The 18293-nt window shown below is 69.4% G+C and carries 15 protein-coding genes, 1 tRNA gene and 1 pseudogene; 10 read left to right on the top strand and 7 right to left on the bottom strand.

What is annotated here, in order from left to right:
- The first annotated feature begins 70 nt into the window (after window positions 1-70).
- Window positions 71-1090: a glucose-6-phosphate dehydrogenase (coenzyme-F420) gene (fgd, locus tag BN10_RS07230; RefSeq protein ID WP_010850561.1), complete on the top strand. Its 1020-nt coding sequence runs from the start codon at window positions 71-73 to the stop codon at window positions 1088-1090.
- Between the two features lie 56 nt (window positions 1091-1146).
- Here fgd and BN10_RS07225 read toward each other — a convergent pair whose 3' ends face one another.
- Window positions 1147-1689, bottom strand: coding sequence for a YceI family protein (locus tag BN10_RS07225; RefSeq protein ID WP_010850560.1), 543 nt, complete (start codon window positions 1687-1689; stop codon window positions 1147-1149).
- A 98-nt stretch (window positions 1690-1787) separates the two neighbouring features.
- Between BN10_RS07225 and BN10_RS07220 the strand changes: the two genes are divergently transcribed.
- The 8 genes from BN10_RS07220 to BN10_RS07185 all read left to right on the top strand — a co-directional run bounded on the left by BN10_RS07220 (window position 1788) and on the right by BN10_RS07185 (window position 11628).
- Window positions 1788-2933: a CaiB/BaiF CoA transferase family protein gene (locus BN10_RS07220; RefSeq protein ID WP_010850559.1), complete on the top strand. Its 1146-nt coding sequence runs from the start codon at window positions 1788-1790 to the stop codon at window positions 2931-2933.
- A gap of 96 nt (window positions 2934-3029) precedes the next feature.
- On the top strand, window positions 3030-4478 hold the full coding sequence (locus tag BN10_RS16310; RefSeq protein WP_010850558.1) for a wax ester/triacylglycerol synthase domain-containing protein: 1449 nt from the start codon (window positions 3030-3032) through the stop codon (window positions 4476-4478).
- Window positions 4475-5947 (top strand): HAD-IB family hydrolase, encoded by a 1473-nt coding sequence (locus BN10_RS07210; protein WP_156917166.1) that lies wholly within the window; start codon window positions 4475-4477, stop codon window positions 5945-5947. Before BN10_RS16310 ends, BN10_RS07210 begins: the two co-directional genes overlap by 4 nt.
- A 4-nt stretch (window positions 5948-5951) precedes the next feature.
- Window positions 5952-8297 (top strand): glycerol-3-phosphate 1-O-acyltransferase, encoded by a 2346-nt coding sequence (locus BN10_RS07205; protein WP_010850556.1) that lies wholly within the window; start codon window positions 5952-5954, stop codon window positions 8295-8297.
- Complete coding sequence (locus BN10_RS07200; RefSeq protein WP_010850555.1) at window positions 8294-9073, top strand: enoyl-CoA hydratase-related protein; 780 nt, start codon at window positions 8294-8296, stop codon at window positions 9071-9073. The genes BN10_RS07205 and BN10_RS07200 overlap by 4 nt, the downstream gene beginning before the upstream one ends.
- A gap of 34 nt (window positions 9074-9107) precedes the next feature.
- A complete protein-coding gene (locus BN10_RS07195) occupies window positions 9108-10076 on the top strand; it encodes a glucosyl-3-phosphoglycerate synthase (protein WP_010850554.1) in 969 nt (322 codons plus the stop codon).
- Complete coding sequence (folP, locus tag BN10_RS07190; RefSeq protein WP_010850553.1) at window positions 10073-10936, top strand: dihydropteroate synthase; 864 nt, start codon at window positions 10073-10075, stop codon at window positions 10934-10936. Before BN10_RS07195 ends, folP begins: the two co-directional genes overlap by 4 nt.
- Before the next feature lie 8 nt (window positions 10937-10944).
- Window positions 10945-11628, top strand: a complete 684-nt coding sequence (locus tag BN10_RS07185; RefSeq protein ID WP_156917165.1) for a class III extradiol ring-cleavage dioxygenase family protein — start codon at window positions 10945-10947, stop codon at window positions 11626-11628.
- Here BN10_RS07185 and BN10_RS07180 read toward each other — a convergent pair.
- The 6 genes and pseudogenes from BN10_RS07180 to BN10_RS07160 form a co-directional block, all read right to left on the bottom strand.
- Entirely contained in the window at window positions 11604-12104 is a 501-nt protein-coding gene (locus BN10_RS07180; protein ID WP_010850551.1) for a deoxycytidylate deaminase, read from the bottom strand. The genes BN10_RS07185 and BN10_RS07180 overlap by 25 nt on opposite strands.
- A gap of 24 nt (window positions 12105-12128) precedes the next feature.
- Window positions 12129-13202, bottom strand: a complete 1074-nt coding sequence (locus tag BN10_RS15700; RefSeq protein ID WP_010850550.1) for a M23 family metallopeptidase — start codon at window positions 13200-13202, stop codon at window positions 12129-12131.
- A gap of 95 nt (window positions 13203-13297) precedes the next feature.
- Entirely contained in the window at window positions 13298-14950 is a 1653-nt protein-coding gene (locus BN10_RS07170) for a N,N-dimethylformamidase beta subunit family domain-containing protein (protein ID WP_010850549.1), read from the bottom strand.
- Between the two features lie 57 nt (window positions 14951-15007).
- Window positions 15008-15139: pseudogene (locus BN10_RS18075) on the bottom strand (substrate-binding domain-containing protein); the annotation flags it as partial.
- 211 nt (window positions 15140-15350) lie between these two features.
- Window positions 15351-15427, bottom strand: a tRNA-Phe gene (locus BN10_RS07165).
- Between the two features lie 68 nt (window positions 15428-15495).
- Entirely contained in the window at window positions 15496-17334 is a 1839-nt protein-coding gene (locus BN10_RS07160) for a SulP family inorganic anion transporter (RefSeq protein ID WP_010850548.1), read from the bottom strand.
- 223 nt (window positions 17335-17557) lie between these two features.
- On the opposite strand from BN10_RS07160, the gene BN10_RS16300 reads away from it, so the two are divergent.
- Window positions 17558-18293 (top strand): leucine zipper domain-containing protein (locus BN10_RS16300; protein WP_233354284.1); only part of this gene is annotated, 736 nt, incomplete at its 3' end.

The following is an 18293-nucleotide window of genomic DNA, read 5'->3' as shown; positions in this document are numbered from 1 at the left end:
CGGCCCCGTCGCGACGGTGTCCTTCACGGGTATGCCGCGGGGCTGCCTTCCGCGGGTAGCGTCACCGGGCATGGGCATTCGCATCGGGTACAAGGCGTCGGCGGAGCAATTCGCCCCGGGTGAGCTCGCGGCATACGCGGTGTTGGCCGAGGAGGTGGGGCTGGACTCGGTGACGATCAGTGACCACTTCCAACCGTGGCGGCTGACGGGCGGGCATGCGCCCAATGCGCTGGCGTGGCTGGGCTTCGTCGCGGCCCGCACCGAACGGGTGGTTCTCGGGACGTCGGTGCTCACGCCGACCTTCCGGTACAACCCGGCAGTCGTCGCGCAGGAGTTCGCGACCTTGGGCTGCCTGGCGCCCGGGCGGGTGTTCCTGGGGGTCGGCTCGGGTGAGGCGCTCAACGAGATCGCTGTCGGGTCGGTTGCCGACGGGAGATGGCCGGACTTCAAGGAGCGTTTCGCGCGGCTGCGTGAGGCGGTCGGGCTCATGCGGCGGCTGTGGACCGAGGAGTCGGTGACCTTCGAGGGGGACTACTACCGGACCGTGGACGCGCGGATCTTCGATCGGCCCGATGAGCCGGTGCCGGTCTTCGTCGCAGCCGGCGGCCCGATGGTGGCGCGGTATGCCGGTCGCGTGGGTGATGGCTTCATCTGCACCTCGGGCAAGGGCCGGGAGTTGTATGCCGATGAGCTCATTCCCGCGGTCGCCGAGGGTCGCGCGAAGGCTGGTCGTGCGGGGGAACCGATCGAGCGGATGATCGAGATCAAGGTGTCCTGGGACCCGGACTCTGACCTGGCTCTGGAGAACACGCGCTTCTGGGCGCCGCTGTCGCTGAGCGCTGAGCAGAAGCACTCAATCCACTCGCCGCGCGAGATGGAGGAGGCGGCCGACGCCCTGCCGATCGAGCAGGTGGCCAAGCGGTGGATCGTGGCGTCTCGACCGGAGGACGTCGTTGACGCGGTCCGGTTCTACACCGACCTCGGCTTCGACCACCTCGTGCTCCACGGGCCGGGCCACGACCAGGAGCGCTTCCTGCGCACGCTCGGCGAGCAGGTGCTGCCGGGGCTGCGCGAGCTGCACCCCAACTGAATCGAGGTGTTACCGACACAGATCCTGTGTCGGTAACACCTCGAATGGGGTGGTGCTCAGGCCTGCTTGATGGCGCTGATGTCGAGGACGAGCTTGATCTTCTTGGAGACGAGCACGCCACCGGTCTCGAGGGCGGCGTTCCAGGTCAGGCCCCAGTCCTCGCGCTCGACCTCGGTCTCGGCGGAGAAGCCGATGCGTGCGTTGCCGAAGGGGTCGGTGGCCGCACCGTTGAACTCGGTCTCGAGCTCGACCGGCTTGGTGATGCCCTTGATGGTCAGGTCGCCGACGAGGGTGAACTCGTCGCCCTTGACGTCCTTGATGCCGGTGGAGACGAAGGTGATCTCCGGGGTGTTCTCGGCGTCGAAGAAGTCGGCCGACTTCAGGTGGCCGTCGCGGTCGCCGTTGCCGGTGTCGACGGAGTCGACCTTCATGGTGGCGGTGGCGCTGGAGTTGGCGAACTCGTCGGCGACGACGATCTGACCCTCGACGGCGCGGAAGTAGCCGCGGACCTTGGTGACCATCGCGTGACGGGCGACGAAGCCGACCTCGGTGTGGGACGGGTCGATCACGTAGGTGCCGGCCGGGATGGGGACGCTCATGTCAGTTTCCTCTTTTGGTTGTCGGTTGAACTTTCAGGATGGACTCTAGACCCGTTTACTCGAATCTTCAACTATTTCCTTCGCGCTAGGTTTTCCCCATGACCCAGCGCCGCGGACCGCTCGCCGGCCTCACCGTCGTCGAGCTCGCCGGCATCGGCCCGGCGCCGTATGCCGCGATGCTCCTCGCCGAACTCGGGGCCGACGTCGTGCGGATCGATCGACCACCCGCCCACGGCACCCCCCAGGTCGGCCTCGCCGGCCTCGACCGCTCCCGCCCCAGCGTCGCCGTCGACCTCAAGACCGACGAGGGCGTCGAGGTTGTGCGCCGGCTGGCGGACGCCGCCGACGTGTTCATCGAGGGCCTGCGCCCCGGCGTGACCGAGCGCCTCGGCCTGGGTCCCGAGGTGCTCCTGCCACGCAACCCGCGCCTGGTCTACGGGCGGATGACCGGCTGGGGTCAGGACGGACCGCTGGGCCGGCGCGCCGGCCACGACATCACGTATGCCGCGATCTCCGGCGCCCTCCACGTCTCCGGTCCTGCGGACCAGCCGATGCCGCCTGCCAACCTCGTGGCCGACTTCGGTGGTGGCTCGCTCTTCCTCGTCATGGGAGTCCTGGCCGCGCTCCATTCCCGCGAGCGGACCGGCGCGGGCCAGGTCGTCGACGCCGCCATGGTCGACGGCGCGGCATCCCTGACCTCCATGCTCCACGGGATGCTCGCCGCCGGGCAATGGGTCGACGCCCGCCGCGCCAACGTCATCGACGGCGGGCGTCCCTACTACGACACCTACGCGTGCGCCGACGGTGGCCACATGGCCGTCGGGTGCCTCGAGCCGCAGTTCTACGAGGAGTTCGTGCGACTCCTGGAGGTCGAGCTCGAGGGCGGCCAGGACGACCGCGAGCACTGGGAGCAGCACCGGGCGGCCATCGCGGCGCGCTTCCTGACCAGGTCCCGCGCCGAGTGGACGGCGATCTTCACCGACACCGACGCCTGCGTCGCACCCGTGCTCGCCCTCTCCGAAGTGGCCGACCATCCCCACCACCGGGCCCGGGACACCTTCGTCGACCTCGGTGACGGCCCTCGGATGCCGCGCGTGGCCCCGCGCTTCTCGGCCACGCCGCCTGGCGAACCCACGCCCGGTCGTGCGCCGGGAGCCGACACCACGGCATACCTCCTCGAGAAGGGGTTCGACCCTGAGCAGGTGAGAGACCTGCTCACAGCCGGTGTGCTGCACCAGGCCTGAGGGCTGGCGGTGTGCGTTTCGTCGCGACCCGGTGGGCAGGCCACGCCCGGACCATTAGGGTCTGGGGAACGCCTTCCCCCGACCCGTGAAGCCTCGATGACACCCTCTCGCCTCAGCCCTGAAGACCGCGTGCTGCTCCGCGGCGACCGTGACCCGCGCTCGCGGTCGACGGTCGGTGGCCTCGCCGTCCTGGACTCGACCCCGGACTGGACCCTCGTGCGGACGCGCATCGATCGAGCCAGCCGCTCTGTCCCCGCGCTGCGGTCCCGGCCCGTCGAGCCCAGTTTTGCGACGACCGAGCCGCGGTGGGTCATCGACCCTGACTTCGTGCTCGACCGTCACGTGCGCCATATCGCGTTGGCCGCACCCGGTGACCGCGCCGCCCTGCTCGAGCTCGCCGAGCGTTTCTTCGCCGAGCCCTTCGACCCCGCCGCACCACTGTGGCGAGTCCTCTGCGTTGACGGCGTCGGTCAGGGTGGAGCCATCCTCACCGCCGCGAGTCCTTTGCTGCGCGTCGAGGAGGTGCCCGTCGACCTTCTCGACATCGCTCTCGACAGTCGCCACGACAGTGCCGACCTCGGGCCCATCCCGGTGCCCACCGATCTCGAACCGGCCGACCTGGCCCGCGAGGGCGTCCGCGAACTCCCTTGGCGCGCAGCGGGTCTCGCGGTCAGTGGGGTTCATGAGGTCGGCAGTCTCGCGATCCATGCCGTCACCGACTGGCGTGGCGCGGTCGACCGTGCTGCGGGCCTTGTGACGCCGCCGGCTGCCGTGCAGGGCTCGGCCCTGCTCGCTGGCCGTGGGACCGAACGGGCCATCATCCTGCGCTCCTACCCGCGGTCCCGTGCCGACGGGGCCCCGACGCATCGAGGTGGTCAGCGTGCCCACATTGCGGCGATCCGCGAGGCCCTGATCGCCTATCACGCCGAGTCCGGCCTGCCCCTGACCTCCCTCGGTATCACGGCGGCCAGCCACCCCGCCGTGCTGCGTCGCGCGCTCGCTCCGAGTCAGGACAGGGTCGAGTCCCTGGGCCGCTTGTTGCCGCTGCTTCCCACCGGCTTCGTCGACGTCGTTGCCCGCCCGACGCGTGGTGCCGATGTCGCGGTCAGCCATGTGGTCGCGGCCGCGGGATCGGTCGGCAAGGCCACGGTTGTCGAGCGGTATGCCGTGGGGCCCGTTCCCGGCAACGCGCTCACCTCCGTGGCGGTCACGACTCCCGAGCGACTGGACGTCGCGGTCCGCTATGACCCGGAGGCGATCCGCGATGTCGCCCTGCTCGAGCGGTGCCTCGACGCGGCCTTCGAGCAGGTTCTCGCCCCCGCTCCGTCTGCTCCTCGCGCCCCCCGCAAGGCGACTGCCAAAACTGCCCCCGCCGCCCAACGCACGCCGTCGGCGCGGAAGAGCACGGCATCGCAGACGCCGTCATCGAAGACACCGGCGCCGAAGAAGACAACGGTGTCGAAGAAGACAACGGTGTCGAAGAAGGCGACGGCGAAGAAGGCGACGGCGAAGAAGGCGTCCGCCCGCAAGGGGGCCGGCGCATGAGCCCGACGACACGACGGCCCGGATCGGTCGCCGAGGTGCTCGCCTCCGAGGAGGGGCCTGCGGTCGCCGCCTTCTTCGACCTCGACGGCACCTTGGTGGCCGGGTTCACGGCACTTGTGCACTCCAAGGAGCGGCTACGCTCGCGGGAGGTCAAGGCGGCCGAGGCGCTGCGCCTGATCACGACGGCCATCGACTTCCAGATCGGTCGGGCCGGTTTCGACCAACTCATCACCGATGGTGCGCGCGCGCTCGCGGGGCAGTTGGAGACCGACCTGGATGCGTTGGGGGAGAAGATCTTCCGGCACCAGATCGCCGACCTGCTCTACCCCGAGACACGCGCGCTCGTGCGCGCCCACCAACAGCGCGGGCACACCGTCGTCCTCTGCTCGTCCGCGACCTCGATGCAGGTCGAGCCGGTCGCCGCCTACCTGGGCGTCGACGAGGTGGTCTGCAATCGGTTCGTCGTCGATGAGGAGGGACGGGTCACCGGCGAGGTCGTCGACCCGATCATCTGGGGTGAGGGCAAGGCGACCGCAGCCCAGCGGTATGCCGCCGAGCACGGCCTCGACCTGACCCGGGCGTGGTTCTACGCCGACGGGGACGAGGACGTCGCGCTCATGCATCTCGTGGGGCACCCTCGGCCGACCAATCCGGGACCGCACCTGACCAAAGTGGCCGAGCGGCGGGGTTGGCCGATCTCGCGCTATGGCTCCCGGGGGACGTCGGCGGTCACCAACGCCGCGCGCTTTGCCGTGGGCTTCGGCGCTCTCGGGCCGATCACGGCTCTGGGCACGGCCCGGGCGGCGATGACCGGTAGGAAGTGGGACGGGCTCAACGTCCTCACCTCGACCTGGCCCAAGTTCCTCCTCGACAGCCACGGCGTCAGCCTCACGATCCTCGGCGCGGCGAACGCCGAGGCGCAGCGGCCGGCTGTCTTCATCTTCAACCACCGCAACCAGATGGATGCCTTCATGGCGGCCGCCGTCGTCAAGCACGACTTCACCGCGGTCGCGAAGAAGGAGCTGAAGACCAATCCGCTCTTCGGCACCTTCGGGCGGCTGATGGACATTGCCTTCATCGACCGGGCCGACAGCGCCAAGGCCGTCAACGCCATGCACGAGGTCGAAAAGCTTGCCGCACAGGGACTCTCGATCATCGTTGCACCCGAGGGCACCCGTCTGGACACGCACGAGGTGGGCCCCTTCAAGAAGGGTGCCTTCGTCATGGCGATGTCGGCGGGCATCCCCATCGTGCCCATCGTCATTCGCAACGCCGACGACATTGCCGGACGCGACTCCCTGACCGTGCAGCGTGGGGTCATCGACATCGCGGTCCTGCCCCCGATCGACGTCTCCGCCTGGACCCGCGCGGAACTCACGGAGCGCATCGACGAGGTGCGCGCGGCATACCTCGACCTCCTGGCTGACTGGCCGACCGACGATGCCGACCCACGACTGACCGGAGGATGACGACATGAGCTCCCACGACAACGTCGTCGTCCTCGCCTCGACCCGGACTCCGGTCGAGGACTCCCTGGTGCGCGCCTGGGTCCGATCGGAGGTCGAGCCCGAGCATCGTGACGTGCGGGTGGTCACCCTGCCGCCGCTCTCCGGGACACCGGCGGCGTATGCCGCCCTCGGCGCCCTCCTCGACGACCCCGACGTCCTGCTGTTGCCGGCTCACGTGGTGTGGCGCCCGGGGGAGAAGGACGGCAATCGGCGAGTGGCCATCTCGGATCTGCTCCGCGGACGCAACCCATATGACCCGGCCTCTCGCAACCAACGCTCCATCGCGGATGCCGATCCCGATCGCGCCCCGGTCATCGCCGGGATCCCAGGCACCGTGGGCTTTCTGCAGCAGCGGTATTCCGAATCGCACCAGGGCGCAACGGCCGACGCCGAGGCCTTCGGCCGCTTCGTGGCCCGCCGGGCCAGGCTGGCGCTCGAGCGCGCTGACCGTGCCGTGCTCGGGCCGGAGTTCCGGTCACCCGGCTTCCTCACCGAGGAGATCCTCCACTCGGCGCACTTCCGCCGCGGGCTGCAGGAGCTCGCCCGGCGAGTCGGTCCCGATCAGGCCTCCGAGGCGCGGGCCGAGGAGATCCTCGACGAGCTGGCCACCGGGTGGGGTCGACTCTTCGTCGACCTCGTGCCGCGGATCCAGCGGATGGTCTTCCAGCGCGGCTTCGACCCGGACATCGACGTGGTCCCCGCCGAGCTGGATCGGTTGCGGCAGACCGTGTCCGGGACTCCGGTCATCTTCCTCTGGTCGCACCGCTCCAACCTCGATACACCCGTCCTCAACGTCGCCCTCCATGAGAACGGGCTCCCCCTGCCGCACCTCTTCGCCGGCATCAACATGGCGTTCGGGCCGTTGGGTGTGGTCCTGCGCCGCAGCGGGACCATCTTCATCCGGCGCAGCTTCGGTGGGGACGAGCTCTACAAGTACGTGCTCAAGGAGTTCGTCGGATACCTCGCGGAGAAGCGCTTCAACCTCTCGTGGTCGATCGAGGGCACGCGGTCACGCACCGGCAAGATGCTCCCGCCCAAGTTGGGGCTGCTCGGCTACACGGCTGAGGCCTACCTGGCCGGCCGGGTCGACGACATCTCCTTGCAGCCGGTGTCCATCACCTTCGACCAGCTGCACGAGATCGGGGAGTATGCCAACTACGCCCGGGGCGGTCGAAAGTCGGCAGAGGGTATGTCCTGGCTCCTCGGTTTCATCAAGGCCCAGGGCGAGCGGAACTTCGGCAAGATCTATGTCCGCTTCCCCGAGCCGGTGTCGATGCGCGCCGCGTTGGGCGCCCCCGGCGGGGCCACGACGACCGACGCCGATGCCCGCCGCCTCGCCCTGCAGAAGACCGCCTTCGAGGTCGCGTGGAGGATCAACGAGGCCACCCCGGTCACCTCGGTGGCGCTCGTCACGAGTGTGCTGCTCGGCACGCGAGGGATGGCGCTGACGACCAGTCAGGTCCACACCGCGGTGTCGACCGCCGTCTCCTACATGGATCGTCGGGGCGTGCCCGTCGTGGGAAGCGGTCGGGGCCTCAAGGACATCGCTGGTGTCGAGTCGACGCTCAAGGCCCTCGCCGTCCCGGGCGGCATCGTGACCCGCGTGGATGGTGCGCGGGACACGGTGTGGCGCATCGGGACCGACAAACAGCTCGAGGCGACCTTCTATCGCAACTCGATCATTCACGTCTTCCTCGTGAGCGCCTTGTGCGAGATGGCTATCGTCATGGCCGCTCAGGCCCCACCGGCCGAGCGGATCGAGCGTTTCTGGGCGGACGTGCAGCAGTTGCGCGACCTGCTGAAGTTCGAGTTCTACTTCACCGAGCGCCGTGAGTTCCTCGAGCAGGTGCGCACCGAGGCCGATCGGGCCGGCAAGGACTGGGAGGAACGGCTGACCAGCGACCCGGTGGACCTGCGCGCGCTGCTCATGCGACGTGCTCCACTGACGGCGTCCTTCCTGCTGCGACCGTTCATCGAGGCCTACCTCATCGTCGCTGACGTCGTCTCACGCACGGAAGGCCCGATCGATCGCCCGGCCGTCGTCAAGGAGGCCCTGGCACTGGGTGAGCAGTACCTCGCGCAGCGCCGGATCGACTCGGCCGAGCCCGTGTCCGCGCTTCTCTTCGAGACGGGCCTGAAGATGATGGACAACCGCGGGCTCCTCGTCGAAGCCCCCGATCGCGCCGAGCGGGTGGGTGGTCTGGTCGACCAACTCGAGCGGGTGCAGTCGGCCATCATCACCATCGAACGCCTCACCTTCGACCTCTTCATCGCCGATCGCCGGCGCCTGCACAACCGGGGAGCCTCGTGAGCGACGGAGACACCGTGCTCGTCGACACCCGGGCGGGGGTCGGACGGATCACGCTCAACGCTCCCGACCGGCTCAACGCCGTCGATCCGCAGATGCTCGCCGACCTCGCCGACGCGATCCACCGACTCGACATCGACCCGCAGGTGCGGGTCATCGTCCTGGCGGGTGCCGGCCGCGGCTTCTGCTCGGGTGCGGCCTTGGGCAACAGCGAGCCGGGTGGGTCCGGCGAGCTCGACGCAACCCTGGTGGGACTTGGGCAGGTGGTGCGTGCCCTCGTCCACGGCGCGACCCCGTCGGTCGCGCTCGTCCACGGAGTCGCCGCCGGTGCCGGAGTGTCGATCGCCCTCGCCTGCGACTACGTGCTCGCCTCGGAGGCGGCATCCTTCGTGCTGGCCTTCGCGCGGATCGGTCTGATGCCCGACGGTGGGGCCACCGCGCTGGTCGCCGCCAACATCGGCCGGGCCCGGGCCATGCGGCTGGCCCTCACCGGTGAGAAACTCGACGGTCCGACCGCGCAGGAGTGGGGACTGGTCTCCGAGATGGTGCCGGCAGGCGACTTCGACCGGCGCGCCGAGGACGTGGTCGCCGCTCTGGCCAGTCGCGGGCCGCTCGCGTCGACGGCCACCAAACGGGCCATCAACGCCGCCACCTTGTCCCTCGAGGACACCCTCACCCGCGAGGAACGCGGGCAATCGACGCTGCTGCGCACTGACGACTTCCTCGAAGGTGTCATGGCGTTTCGCGAGAAGCGAGAGGCGCGATTCACGGGTGGCTGAGCCCCGCGGCATACCAAACCCTAGGGTGGTTCCCGTGACTCCTGCCTCGACGGACGACGTGCGCGACCCGACGACGTGGAGTGTCGAGGACCTGCTCGCCGCCAAGCACCGCGGCGGGCACCACGTGACCGTCGTCATCCCCGCCCGCGACGAGGAGAGCACGGTGGGCTCGGTGGTCGAGGTCGTGCGCCGGGCCTGGGTCGATGAGGTGCCCTTGGTCGATGAATTGGTGGTGATCGACTCGGACAGCGTCGATGCCACCGCCGAGCGCGCTCGATCGGCCGGAGCGATCGTCCACCGGGCCTGCGACATCCGGCCGGATCTCGGCCCGGCTCAGGGCAAGGGCGAGGCACTGTGGAAGGCACTCCACATCACGACCGGTGACGTGCTGGCCTTCCTGGACGCCGATCTGATCGAGTGGGGACCGCACTTCGTGCCCGCCCTGCTGGGCCCACTGCTCCTCGAGCCGGGCATCCAGTTGGTCAAGGCGGTCTACCACCGACCGCTCCTGGACGCGACCGGCCGCGAGGCCGAGACCGGTGGCCGGGTCACCGAGTTGGTCGCGCGGCCCCTGCTCGCGCTCAACGCCCCGGAGCTCGCGCACATCATCCAGCCGCTGTCGGGGGAGTGGGCGATCCGTCGGTCAGCGTTCGCGCGGATGTTCGTGCCGGTGGGTTACGGAGTCGAGATCGCGGCCCTCCTCGACACGACCAGCGCGCATGGGCCGGAGGCGATCGCCCAGGTCGATCTCGGCCGCCGCGCCCATCGCCATCACCGTCACGACACACTCGGCCCGATGGCGGTCCAGGTCATGGCCGCTGTCGAACGCCGACTCGGCGAGCGGTCCGCCGCCGATGCCGGGGTCGTCGCGTTGCAGCAGTTCGACCCCGTCGAGGGCGGCTTCGCCGCGCGGTGGCGACAGGTCGACGTCGCGGAACGGCCACCCGCGATCTCGCTCGACCCATTGGCCGAGGTCGACCCGCGACGCCAGGACGATTCGTGAGATTTCGCCTGCGGCGCAAGGAGTATGCCGCGCACGACCGCCTCGTCATGGCGATCGTCAACCGCACCACGGACTCCTTCTACGACAAGGGTGCGACGTGGGAGGACGAGCCCGCCTATGCGCGGGTGCGACAGGCCGTCGCCCAGGGGGCTGACCTCGTCGACATCGGTGGGATCAAGGCGGCACCGGGGGAGGAGGTGACCGTGGGCGAGGAACTGCGGCGCGTGGTGCCCTTCGTCGAAGGGCTCCGTGCCGAGTTCCGGGACCTGACGATCTCGGTCGACACCTATCGCGCTGAGGTGGCCGACGCGGTGCTCACCGCCGGGGCCGATGTCGTCAACGATGCCTGGGGCGGGGTCGATCCCGAGGTACCGGCCGTCGTCGCGGCCCATGGTGCGGCGCTGGTGCTCACCCACACCGGCGGCCAACGCGTGCGGACCCGCCCCCATCGTGTCGAGTACGACGACGTGGTGGCCTCCGTCATCGAGTCGCTCACCTGGCAGGCGGAGCGCGCGCTCGCGGCGGGCGTCGAGAAGGAACGGATCGTCATCGACCCCGCGCACGACTTCGGCAAGAACACCTGGCATTCGGTGGAGTGCACCCGGCGTCTGGACGAACTGGTGGCGCTCGGTTGGCCGGTGCTGGTGTCGTTGTCCAACAAGGACTTTGTCGGGGAGTCACTCGGCCGTGACGTCGGTGGGCGACTCCCGGGGACGCTGGCCACCACGGCCATTTCTGCCTGGCAGGGCGCGCACATCTATCGCGTCCACGAGGTCCGCGAGACCCGTGACGTCCTCGACATGGTCTCGGTGATTGCCGGTGACCTGCTTCCCCTGCGCACCACCCGGGGGCTCATGTGATCGCCGCCGTGGCCCTGGTGCCCTCGCCACCCTTCCTGCTCCCGGAGTATGCCGGCCGCACCGATCCCGATCCCGTCCTGCGGTCTGCCTGCGTGGAGGCCGTCGAATCTGTTGCGGCACAGGTGGATCGGCTCGTCGTGATCTGCGGCAGCGACCCGGACCGGCGCCACTCCGGCCGGTCCGTCGGCGCGCGGGTGGCCACCGAACTCCTTCCGCGAGAGGCCGATGGGGTGCACGAGGTTCCGTGGGATGCCTCGGTGGAGGCCTGCCGCTCGGCCGGGGAGTCTCTCGTCGTCGGCGAGCCGCGTGATCTGCGGCTGGGCCTGGTCGTGGTCGCTGATGGCTGCGCGACCCGCACCGAGAAGGCGCCCGGCCACCTCGATCGGCGCTCCCTGACGGTGGATGCGGCGTGGACGCGAGCCGTCGGCGCTGATGAGTTCCGTTGTGATTCACCGGCACCGATGCAGACCACGGGTGACCGTCATCCGCAGCTGGGCCGCCCGATGGACCCTCAGGCGCTCCTGGCGCTCGACCCGTCGCTCGCGGAGCAGCTGTGGTTCGGGGGACGGGCTCCCCTCCAGGTCCTGGCCGGAGCCTTGCTGGCGGACGGCCGGGATCCGGCCCCCACGGCATACCGCTCCTGGGTGGGGGATCCCTTCGGCGTGCGTTACGTGGTGCTCGAAGCGCGTTGAGGGTCGGCCACCGCGTCGGGGTCGTGGAGGTCGAGGGAGACCAGGGGGCTGTGCCAATCGGCCTGGTCCCTGGGGTAGATCACTCTCGACAGGCCGGCGCCGGCGAGCAACTTGGCACAGGTCGGGCAGGGCTGGCAGGTGACATAGGCAGTGCAGTCACGCAGGTCGCGGCGTGCGTAGAGCAGGGCATTGGCCTCGGCGTGGACGCTGATGCAGCGTCCGGGGCCGGAGTCATAGGCGCTGAACTCCTTGACCTCGTCGTAGGACAGCAGTCCGCGCGGGCACGCTCCCTCGAGGCAACCGGGGTGACCACTCGGCGCCCCCGTGTAACCGGTGCCGACGATGCGGCGACCGGTGTCGACGAGAACGGCACCGACCTTGCGGCGCCGACAGTCGCTGCGCTCGGCGACGGCCCGGGCGATGTTGACGAAATACTCGTCCCACCCTGGACGACGGGGTGCGGAACTATCGGGCACGGGCGCCGTCGATGGCCTGCGACCTCAGGGGGTCGCTGTGCCGATCGGGGAGGGCGAGCCGGTGCCGGACGCCGACGGTGATGACGAGGTGCGCGCGCTGGTCGAGGGCGTTGGTGACGTCGTGGCCGTGGCCGTGGCTGTCGGCGTCGGCGTCGGTGTCTTGCTCGGGGACGGCGTCGGGGTGGGTGTCGTGCTCGGGGACGGCGTCGGAGTGGGTGTCGGGCTCGGCGTGAGGGACGGGCTCGGTGACGGCGAGAGCGACGGCGACAAGGAAGGGGAGGGCGAAGGGGAAGGTGAGGCGGTCATGATGGTGGGCACCGTCATGACGGCCGTCGAGGGCAAACCGTTGAGGAAGGGCATCGGGTCGGTGTAGGCGCCGCCCACCATGACCTCGAAGTGGAGGTGACAGCCGGTCGAGAGGCCGGTGTTGCCCACCCGGGCGATCGGGTCACCCGCCTTGACGTCCTGGCCGGGGCGCACCCCGATGACCGACAGATGGTTGAAGGCGGTCTGCAGGGTCTTGCCGTCGAGGGTGCCGTTGTCGATGACGATCCTCAGGCCATACCCGGACACAGGCCCGGTGAAACTGACCTTCCCGTCCTTGGTGGCGACGACGGCCGTGCCACAGGGGGCCCCGAAATCCACCCCGGTGTGCAGTCGCCAGTCGCCCAGAATGGGGTGCAGGCGGTAACCGAAGGGCGAGGTCACGGGAGCCACGAGCGGGAAGAGCATGCTGTGGCCGGCGGTCGGTGGCGCATCGGCGACGATCGCCTCATCGGGGGCGAGGTCGGTCGCGTGTTCGGCCGCCAGGGCATCCTTCTCCACCTGGGCCATCGACTCTGCGATGATCGATGCTGGCGACTTGCGCGCGCCCGAGCGGGCGACGAGGGCGGCGAGCTCGGACCCGCGTGAGGCCTGTGACGACCCGGTGGCATCCGGGGTCGTCTGCGCCGGGGCGTCCCCAACGGCGGACACGACCACCCCGGTCGTTGCCGCGACGAGAAGCAGGGCTGTCAGTCCGCGAACCGGCAGGCCTGACCACGCACGTGCCTCACGTTTGGCAGCGTGCTTCATCCCCCCACGGGTGAAGAACCCCATGGGATGACTCTATGACGAAAGTGCTGGCAATGCGTTGGGAATGACCCAGCCCGGGGGCTGTCTCACCCACGGAGACATCCGACGGTCACCACCGCTCATTTTCGGTCGTGGATGGTGCGGGTCGAGATGTTCAGCGCGTCGAGGTTGTCCATCGCTGGATGACTGCGCCCGGCGGGGCCTTCGGCGAAGGTGGTGAGCAGGTTGACCGTCATGGTGCGCATCGTGCGGGCGATCCCCGGGTCCTTGCCGTGCTCGCTGCAATCGGCCTGGATCCCGCACACCCACGAACTCGTACCACTGGCGAAGACGCCTGCGCCCGAAGAGGTCGTGTAGTAGGCGACATCGGAGAACTGGGCGTCCCCCTTGCAAGTGACCGGTGAATGGAAGAGCACCTCGATGGGTCGTGGCGTCGGCGCGCTCGGGGTCACCTGGTCGTACTCGGAACCAACCAGGCCGGCCAGTTTGTCGCCCACCTTCAGACCGGTGCCGGCCAGCACCCACGACGACGCATCGGCCACGACCATGGGCGCCTTGACCGGGTTGCACTGGTAGTAGACCCCGGTCAGGTCACTCTCCGGCCGCGAGAAGGGCGGAGAGCGCCACGACCCTGTGTTCGCCTTCGGGTTGGTCGCCATGATCGGGTCCAGCGACCCGTCCTTGTAGTTGATGACCAGTCGCTCCGACCCCAGCGGCGTGGGCTCGAAACGGATCTGCCGATAGATCGCGTTCGCTCCGAGGAAGGCGATGTTGGTGCCTGAGTCCCTGGCCCTGACGAGGATGTCGCGCATGGCCTGGCTGTAGTACTCGTCATGCCCGAGCGAGATCACGGCGGTCGCCCCGTCGAGCAGGTGCGGGTCGGCCTGCATGTCCGAGTTGGTCGCATAACCCAGGGAGAGTCCGAGTTCCTCGGCGAGCATGACGAGCGGGCGCTCGTTGGCGATGAGGTCGCCGGTGCCCGCGCCGAAGTCGATGGGGCGGTCCAGCGACGCGGCGTACCCACGGTCGGCGTAGCCGGTCTTGCCGCTGTAGAGGCTGGTGCCGCCCCAATGGTTGTAGGCCGCCCACGTGGTGTTGGCGTTGATCAGGACCACGGCACCCCTCATCGTCGGGGTCCTGATGGTCAGCGGGATGAGGCCCCCCTTGGCCAGTGGGTCCCGGCTCGGTGCCAGGTGCAGGACGTAGTTGCCCGGTGGCCAATCGGTGGTGTCGAGCGTGAGCGACGGGCTCCAGTTGGACGCCGACCAGGAGCGGGTGGCCGCCGTGTAGGTGGCTGCCGGCTGGGTGACCGAGGTGACCGGCTGAGAGGTCCACACCTTGCGGGACCCGACACCCGCGTAATGGCCGAAACGGTATGCCGTGACGATCACCGGACCATCACTGGAGCGGATGCGCACGTTGAGCGACTCACCCGGGCGGACACTGGGCCGATCGGTGAAGCCCTCGATCGTGCCTCCCGGTGGGTCGCTGATGCCGGTCAGCCAACCTTCCTCGCCCGGCTTGGCGTTCTCCTGGGCAACGGCCTGCGCGCTCGGCCAGGTCGGTTCCGTGGGGGTGGGCGTGGGAGTCGCGGACGGCGCGGATGAGGGCTCGGCAGAGGTGCTGGCAGTCGGCGACGTCTGGGTGCCCGGTGTCCACGTGACCGAGCAGGCACTGAGAGCGCAGGCGAGAAAGGTGGCGACGGCGATGTGGCCTCGGGCCCGCTGTGGTCGGTGGGTGGTCAGCGGCCGCGGCGACAAGGGCTGGGACACCTGAACAGCCTATGGTCGCCGGCCGCACCGTGTCGGTTGCCCCGCGGTGGCGAAGTCTGCGTCGTGAGGTTGCGTCGTGGTGGTGAGCGGTGGGACGAAGTTTGCGGACTCGGGCATGTCGTCGAAGCCCACCACACTCACGTCACGGGGCACGCCCCGGCCGGCGTCGTGCAGGGCGCGCAGCACACCGCAGGGTAGGAGTCCCGCGGAGTGGTGGCTCTTACGCGGTTTCCCGGGTGGCCGCTGGAGAACGGATCGCCGCCAAGCAACTGTCGCGCGTGCCGCATCTCCCGGCCAACGGGGGCCTCTGGCGGTCACTCGCGGGCAGTCGGGCACCACGGCGCAACGAGCCCGGAGATGGGAAGCCGCAGGTCAGAGGCGGTCTGACCAGCGGCGTTGGTGGTGGCCAGGGACGGGGTCGAACCGTCGACCTTCCGATTTTCAGTCGGACGCTCGTACCAACTGAGCTACCTGGCCGTGCGCGCGAGCGCGCCCACGCAGATTACCTGACCCCGCGGCATACAAACAAAATGGTCCGGCCGGGGTCACCCAACCACTCGGGGGTGAGTCCTGGCCCACTCGACGAAGGCCTCCTCCGCGACGGGGAGCGTGGGGAAGCACATGTCCTCACCGATCAGGTCGACGACGCCGGCGCGACGCAACGGCTCGTAGAGATCGCGCTTGAGCCGCACCAGGCCGAGGAGCACTCCTTGGGCGGCGAGGTCGCCCTGCAGCTCCCGCAGGCCGTCGGCGGCGGTGATGTCGACCTCGGTGTTGGCCTCGACGTTGAGCAGGAACCATCGCGGTGGTGCGTCGGGATAGGCCTCGGTCTCGCGGTCGATGACGAGTTGCACGCGACGGCGCAGCTCGCCGACGTTGGCGAAGAAGAGGGGGGCCTCGAAGCGATAGATGATGAGGCCGGGCAGGGTCTGGGCGCCGGGGTAGTCGGTGACGTCGTGCATCCCCGCGAGGCCGGGCACGCGACCCAGCACCGCGTCGTGTGGTCTGGCCAGCCGGATGCCCATCTCCAACAGCGACAACGCGATCGCGATCCCCACGCCGGCCAGGATTCCGTAGAAGACGGTCCCGAAGAGGGTCACGAGCGCGAGGGCGAACTCGCGGCGACGGAAGCCCCACAGCCTCCGGAACTGCGACACCTGGACCAATTTCGTTGCGGCATAAAGCACCACGGCCCCGAGGGCGGCCTGCGGCATCCACTGCAAGATCGGCCCGGCGACGAGCAGGACCACCACGACGACAGCCGCCGCGGCCAGCGAGTAGACCTGTGTGCGCGCACCACTCGCAATGGCCAGGGCGGTCCGCGACCCGGAGGAGGACACGGGGAAGCCGCCGATCAGCCCGACGGCCACATGGACGCCGCCGAGGGCGACGAGCTCGGACTGTGGGTCCACGTCCCGCTCGCTCGGCCGCTCACCGGGCAGTGCGGGCGCCGGGAAGCCTCGCGCAATGAGCATGTTGTCGCTGTAGGCCATGACTGCCACGCCGAGCCCGACGACCAGCAGTGCCTTGAGCTCGCCGACGCTCAGGACAGGGATCGACGGGACCGGTATGCCGTCGGGCACGGCCCCGACCGCCTTGACTCCCAGCCGTCCCCAGTCGAAGACCCCGTAGGCCACCGTGGCGGCCGCGACGCCGATCAGGGCGGCGGGCCACTTCGGGAGGAGGAAGTGGATGAGCAGGATGAGCGCCAGCGTGCCGAGCGCGACCCAGAGCGTGGCCAGGTGCGTGCCGTTCAGGCCCCGCGTGAAGGAGACCATCTGGTCGACGAGCGACTCGCCCTGCACGGTCGTGCCGGTGACCTTGCCGAGTTGGCCGACGACCATGAGCACGGCCGCCCCGGCCAGGTATCCCACGAGCAGGGGCTGCGACAGCAGGTCGGCCACCACGCCCAGGCGCAGGACCCTGCCGACCAGGCACCAGAAGCCGATGATGAGCGAGAGGGCAGCGGCCAGTGTCGCCAGCTTGCCCGGGTCGCCGCCGGCCATCGGGGCGATGGCCAGGCCGGTGAGCAGGGCGATGGTCGACTCCGGGCCGACCGAGAGGACCCGGGAGCCACCCATCACGGCGTACACCAGCATGGCGGCCAAGGCGGTCCAGAGGCCGGCCACGGGCGGCACGCCGACGATCGCCGAGTAGGCCATCACCTGGGGGACGAGATAGGCCGCGACGGCGAGACCCGCGAGCAGGTCGGTGCGCAGCCAGCCGCGCTGGAAGCGCTGGAGGAGGAAGGTCAGCCCGGGCGTGGCCGCCTGGAGCGCCTTGAGGAACCATTGCTCGCCCTTGGCGTCGAGCCCGTAGTCGATGGCCGGGTGCCGATCGAGACGGTCGGCGCCGCCGGTCGGTCCCGGGTCCTGCTCTGTCATGGATCTCCTGCGTGCGAGAGGCGCGTTCACTCGCCGTACATCTGCTGGCCATGAATCTAGTCGAGCAAACCGGGTTTGCCTCCCCGGTTCCACGAAGCCCGGCACGCCCCACGCCCTAGATGTACCCGGCCAGGAGGTTGGTAGCAGTGTGGGTGCTTGAACGCGGGAGAACCTCCGGGTGGGATGTGGCTTGTCTAAGGCCCACTCCAACCCGGAGGTTCTCGTGTCCCACGCTAATGCCCGTTTAACTGTTCATGGCCGCCGCTTGATCGTCCAGCGTCATCAGCAGGGATGGAAACAGGCGCACATCGCGGCGGCGATGGGGGTCTCGCGCAAGTGCGTCGCGACGTGGATCAGTCGTCACGCCGCTGAAGGGGAAGGCGGGTTGGCGAACCGATCCTCACGCCCACGCACCAGCCCCCGCAGGACGGCTCCCGAGGTCGAGGAAGCCGTCCTGAGAGCGCGGGTCACGGACCGTGAAGGCCCTGACGTCCTGGGACCGAAGGTGGGCGTGCCGGCGCGGACGGTCTCACGGATCCTGCGCCGTCACCAGATGCCGTACCTGCGCGAGTTGGACCCGATGACCGGGGAGGTGATCAGGTCCTCGAAACAGAGCGCGGAACGCTACGAACGCGACTATCCGGGCGAACTGGTGCACATGGACGTCAAGAAGCTCGGCAAGATCCCTGACGGGGGCGGGTGGCGCGCTCACGGGTTGGCTGCCACCCAGGCCGCCAAGGGCAAGCGGGACAAGATCGGGTACGACTACGTCCACTCGCTGATCGATGACTACTCCCGGCTGGGCTACTCCGAAGTCCTGCCCGACGAGAAAGGACCCACCTGCGCGGACTTCCTGGAGCGGGCTGCGGCGTACTTCGCCGCCCAAGGCATCACCGTCATCGAACGCGTCATGACCGACAACGCCTTCGCCTACCGCCACAGCGCCGACATGAAGCGAG

The sequence above is a fragment of the Phycicoccus elongatus Lp2 genome (assembly GCF_000367525.1).
Lineage (GTDB): Bacteria > Actinomycetota > Actinomycetes > Actinomycetales > Dermatophilaceae > Phycicoccus_A > Phycicoccus_A elongatus.
This window is presented reverse-complemented; position numbering and strand designations above follow the sequence as displayed.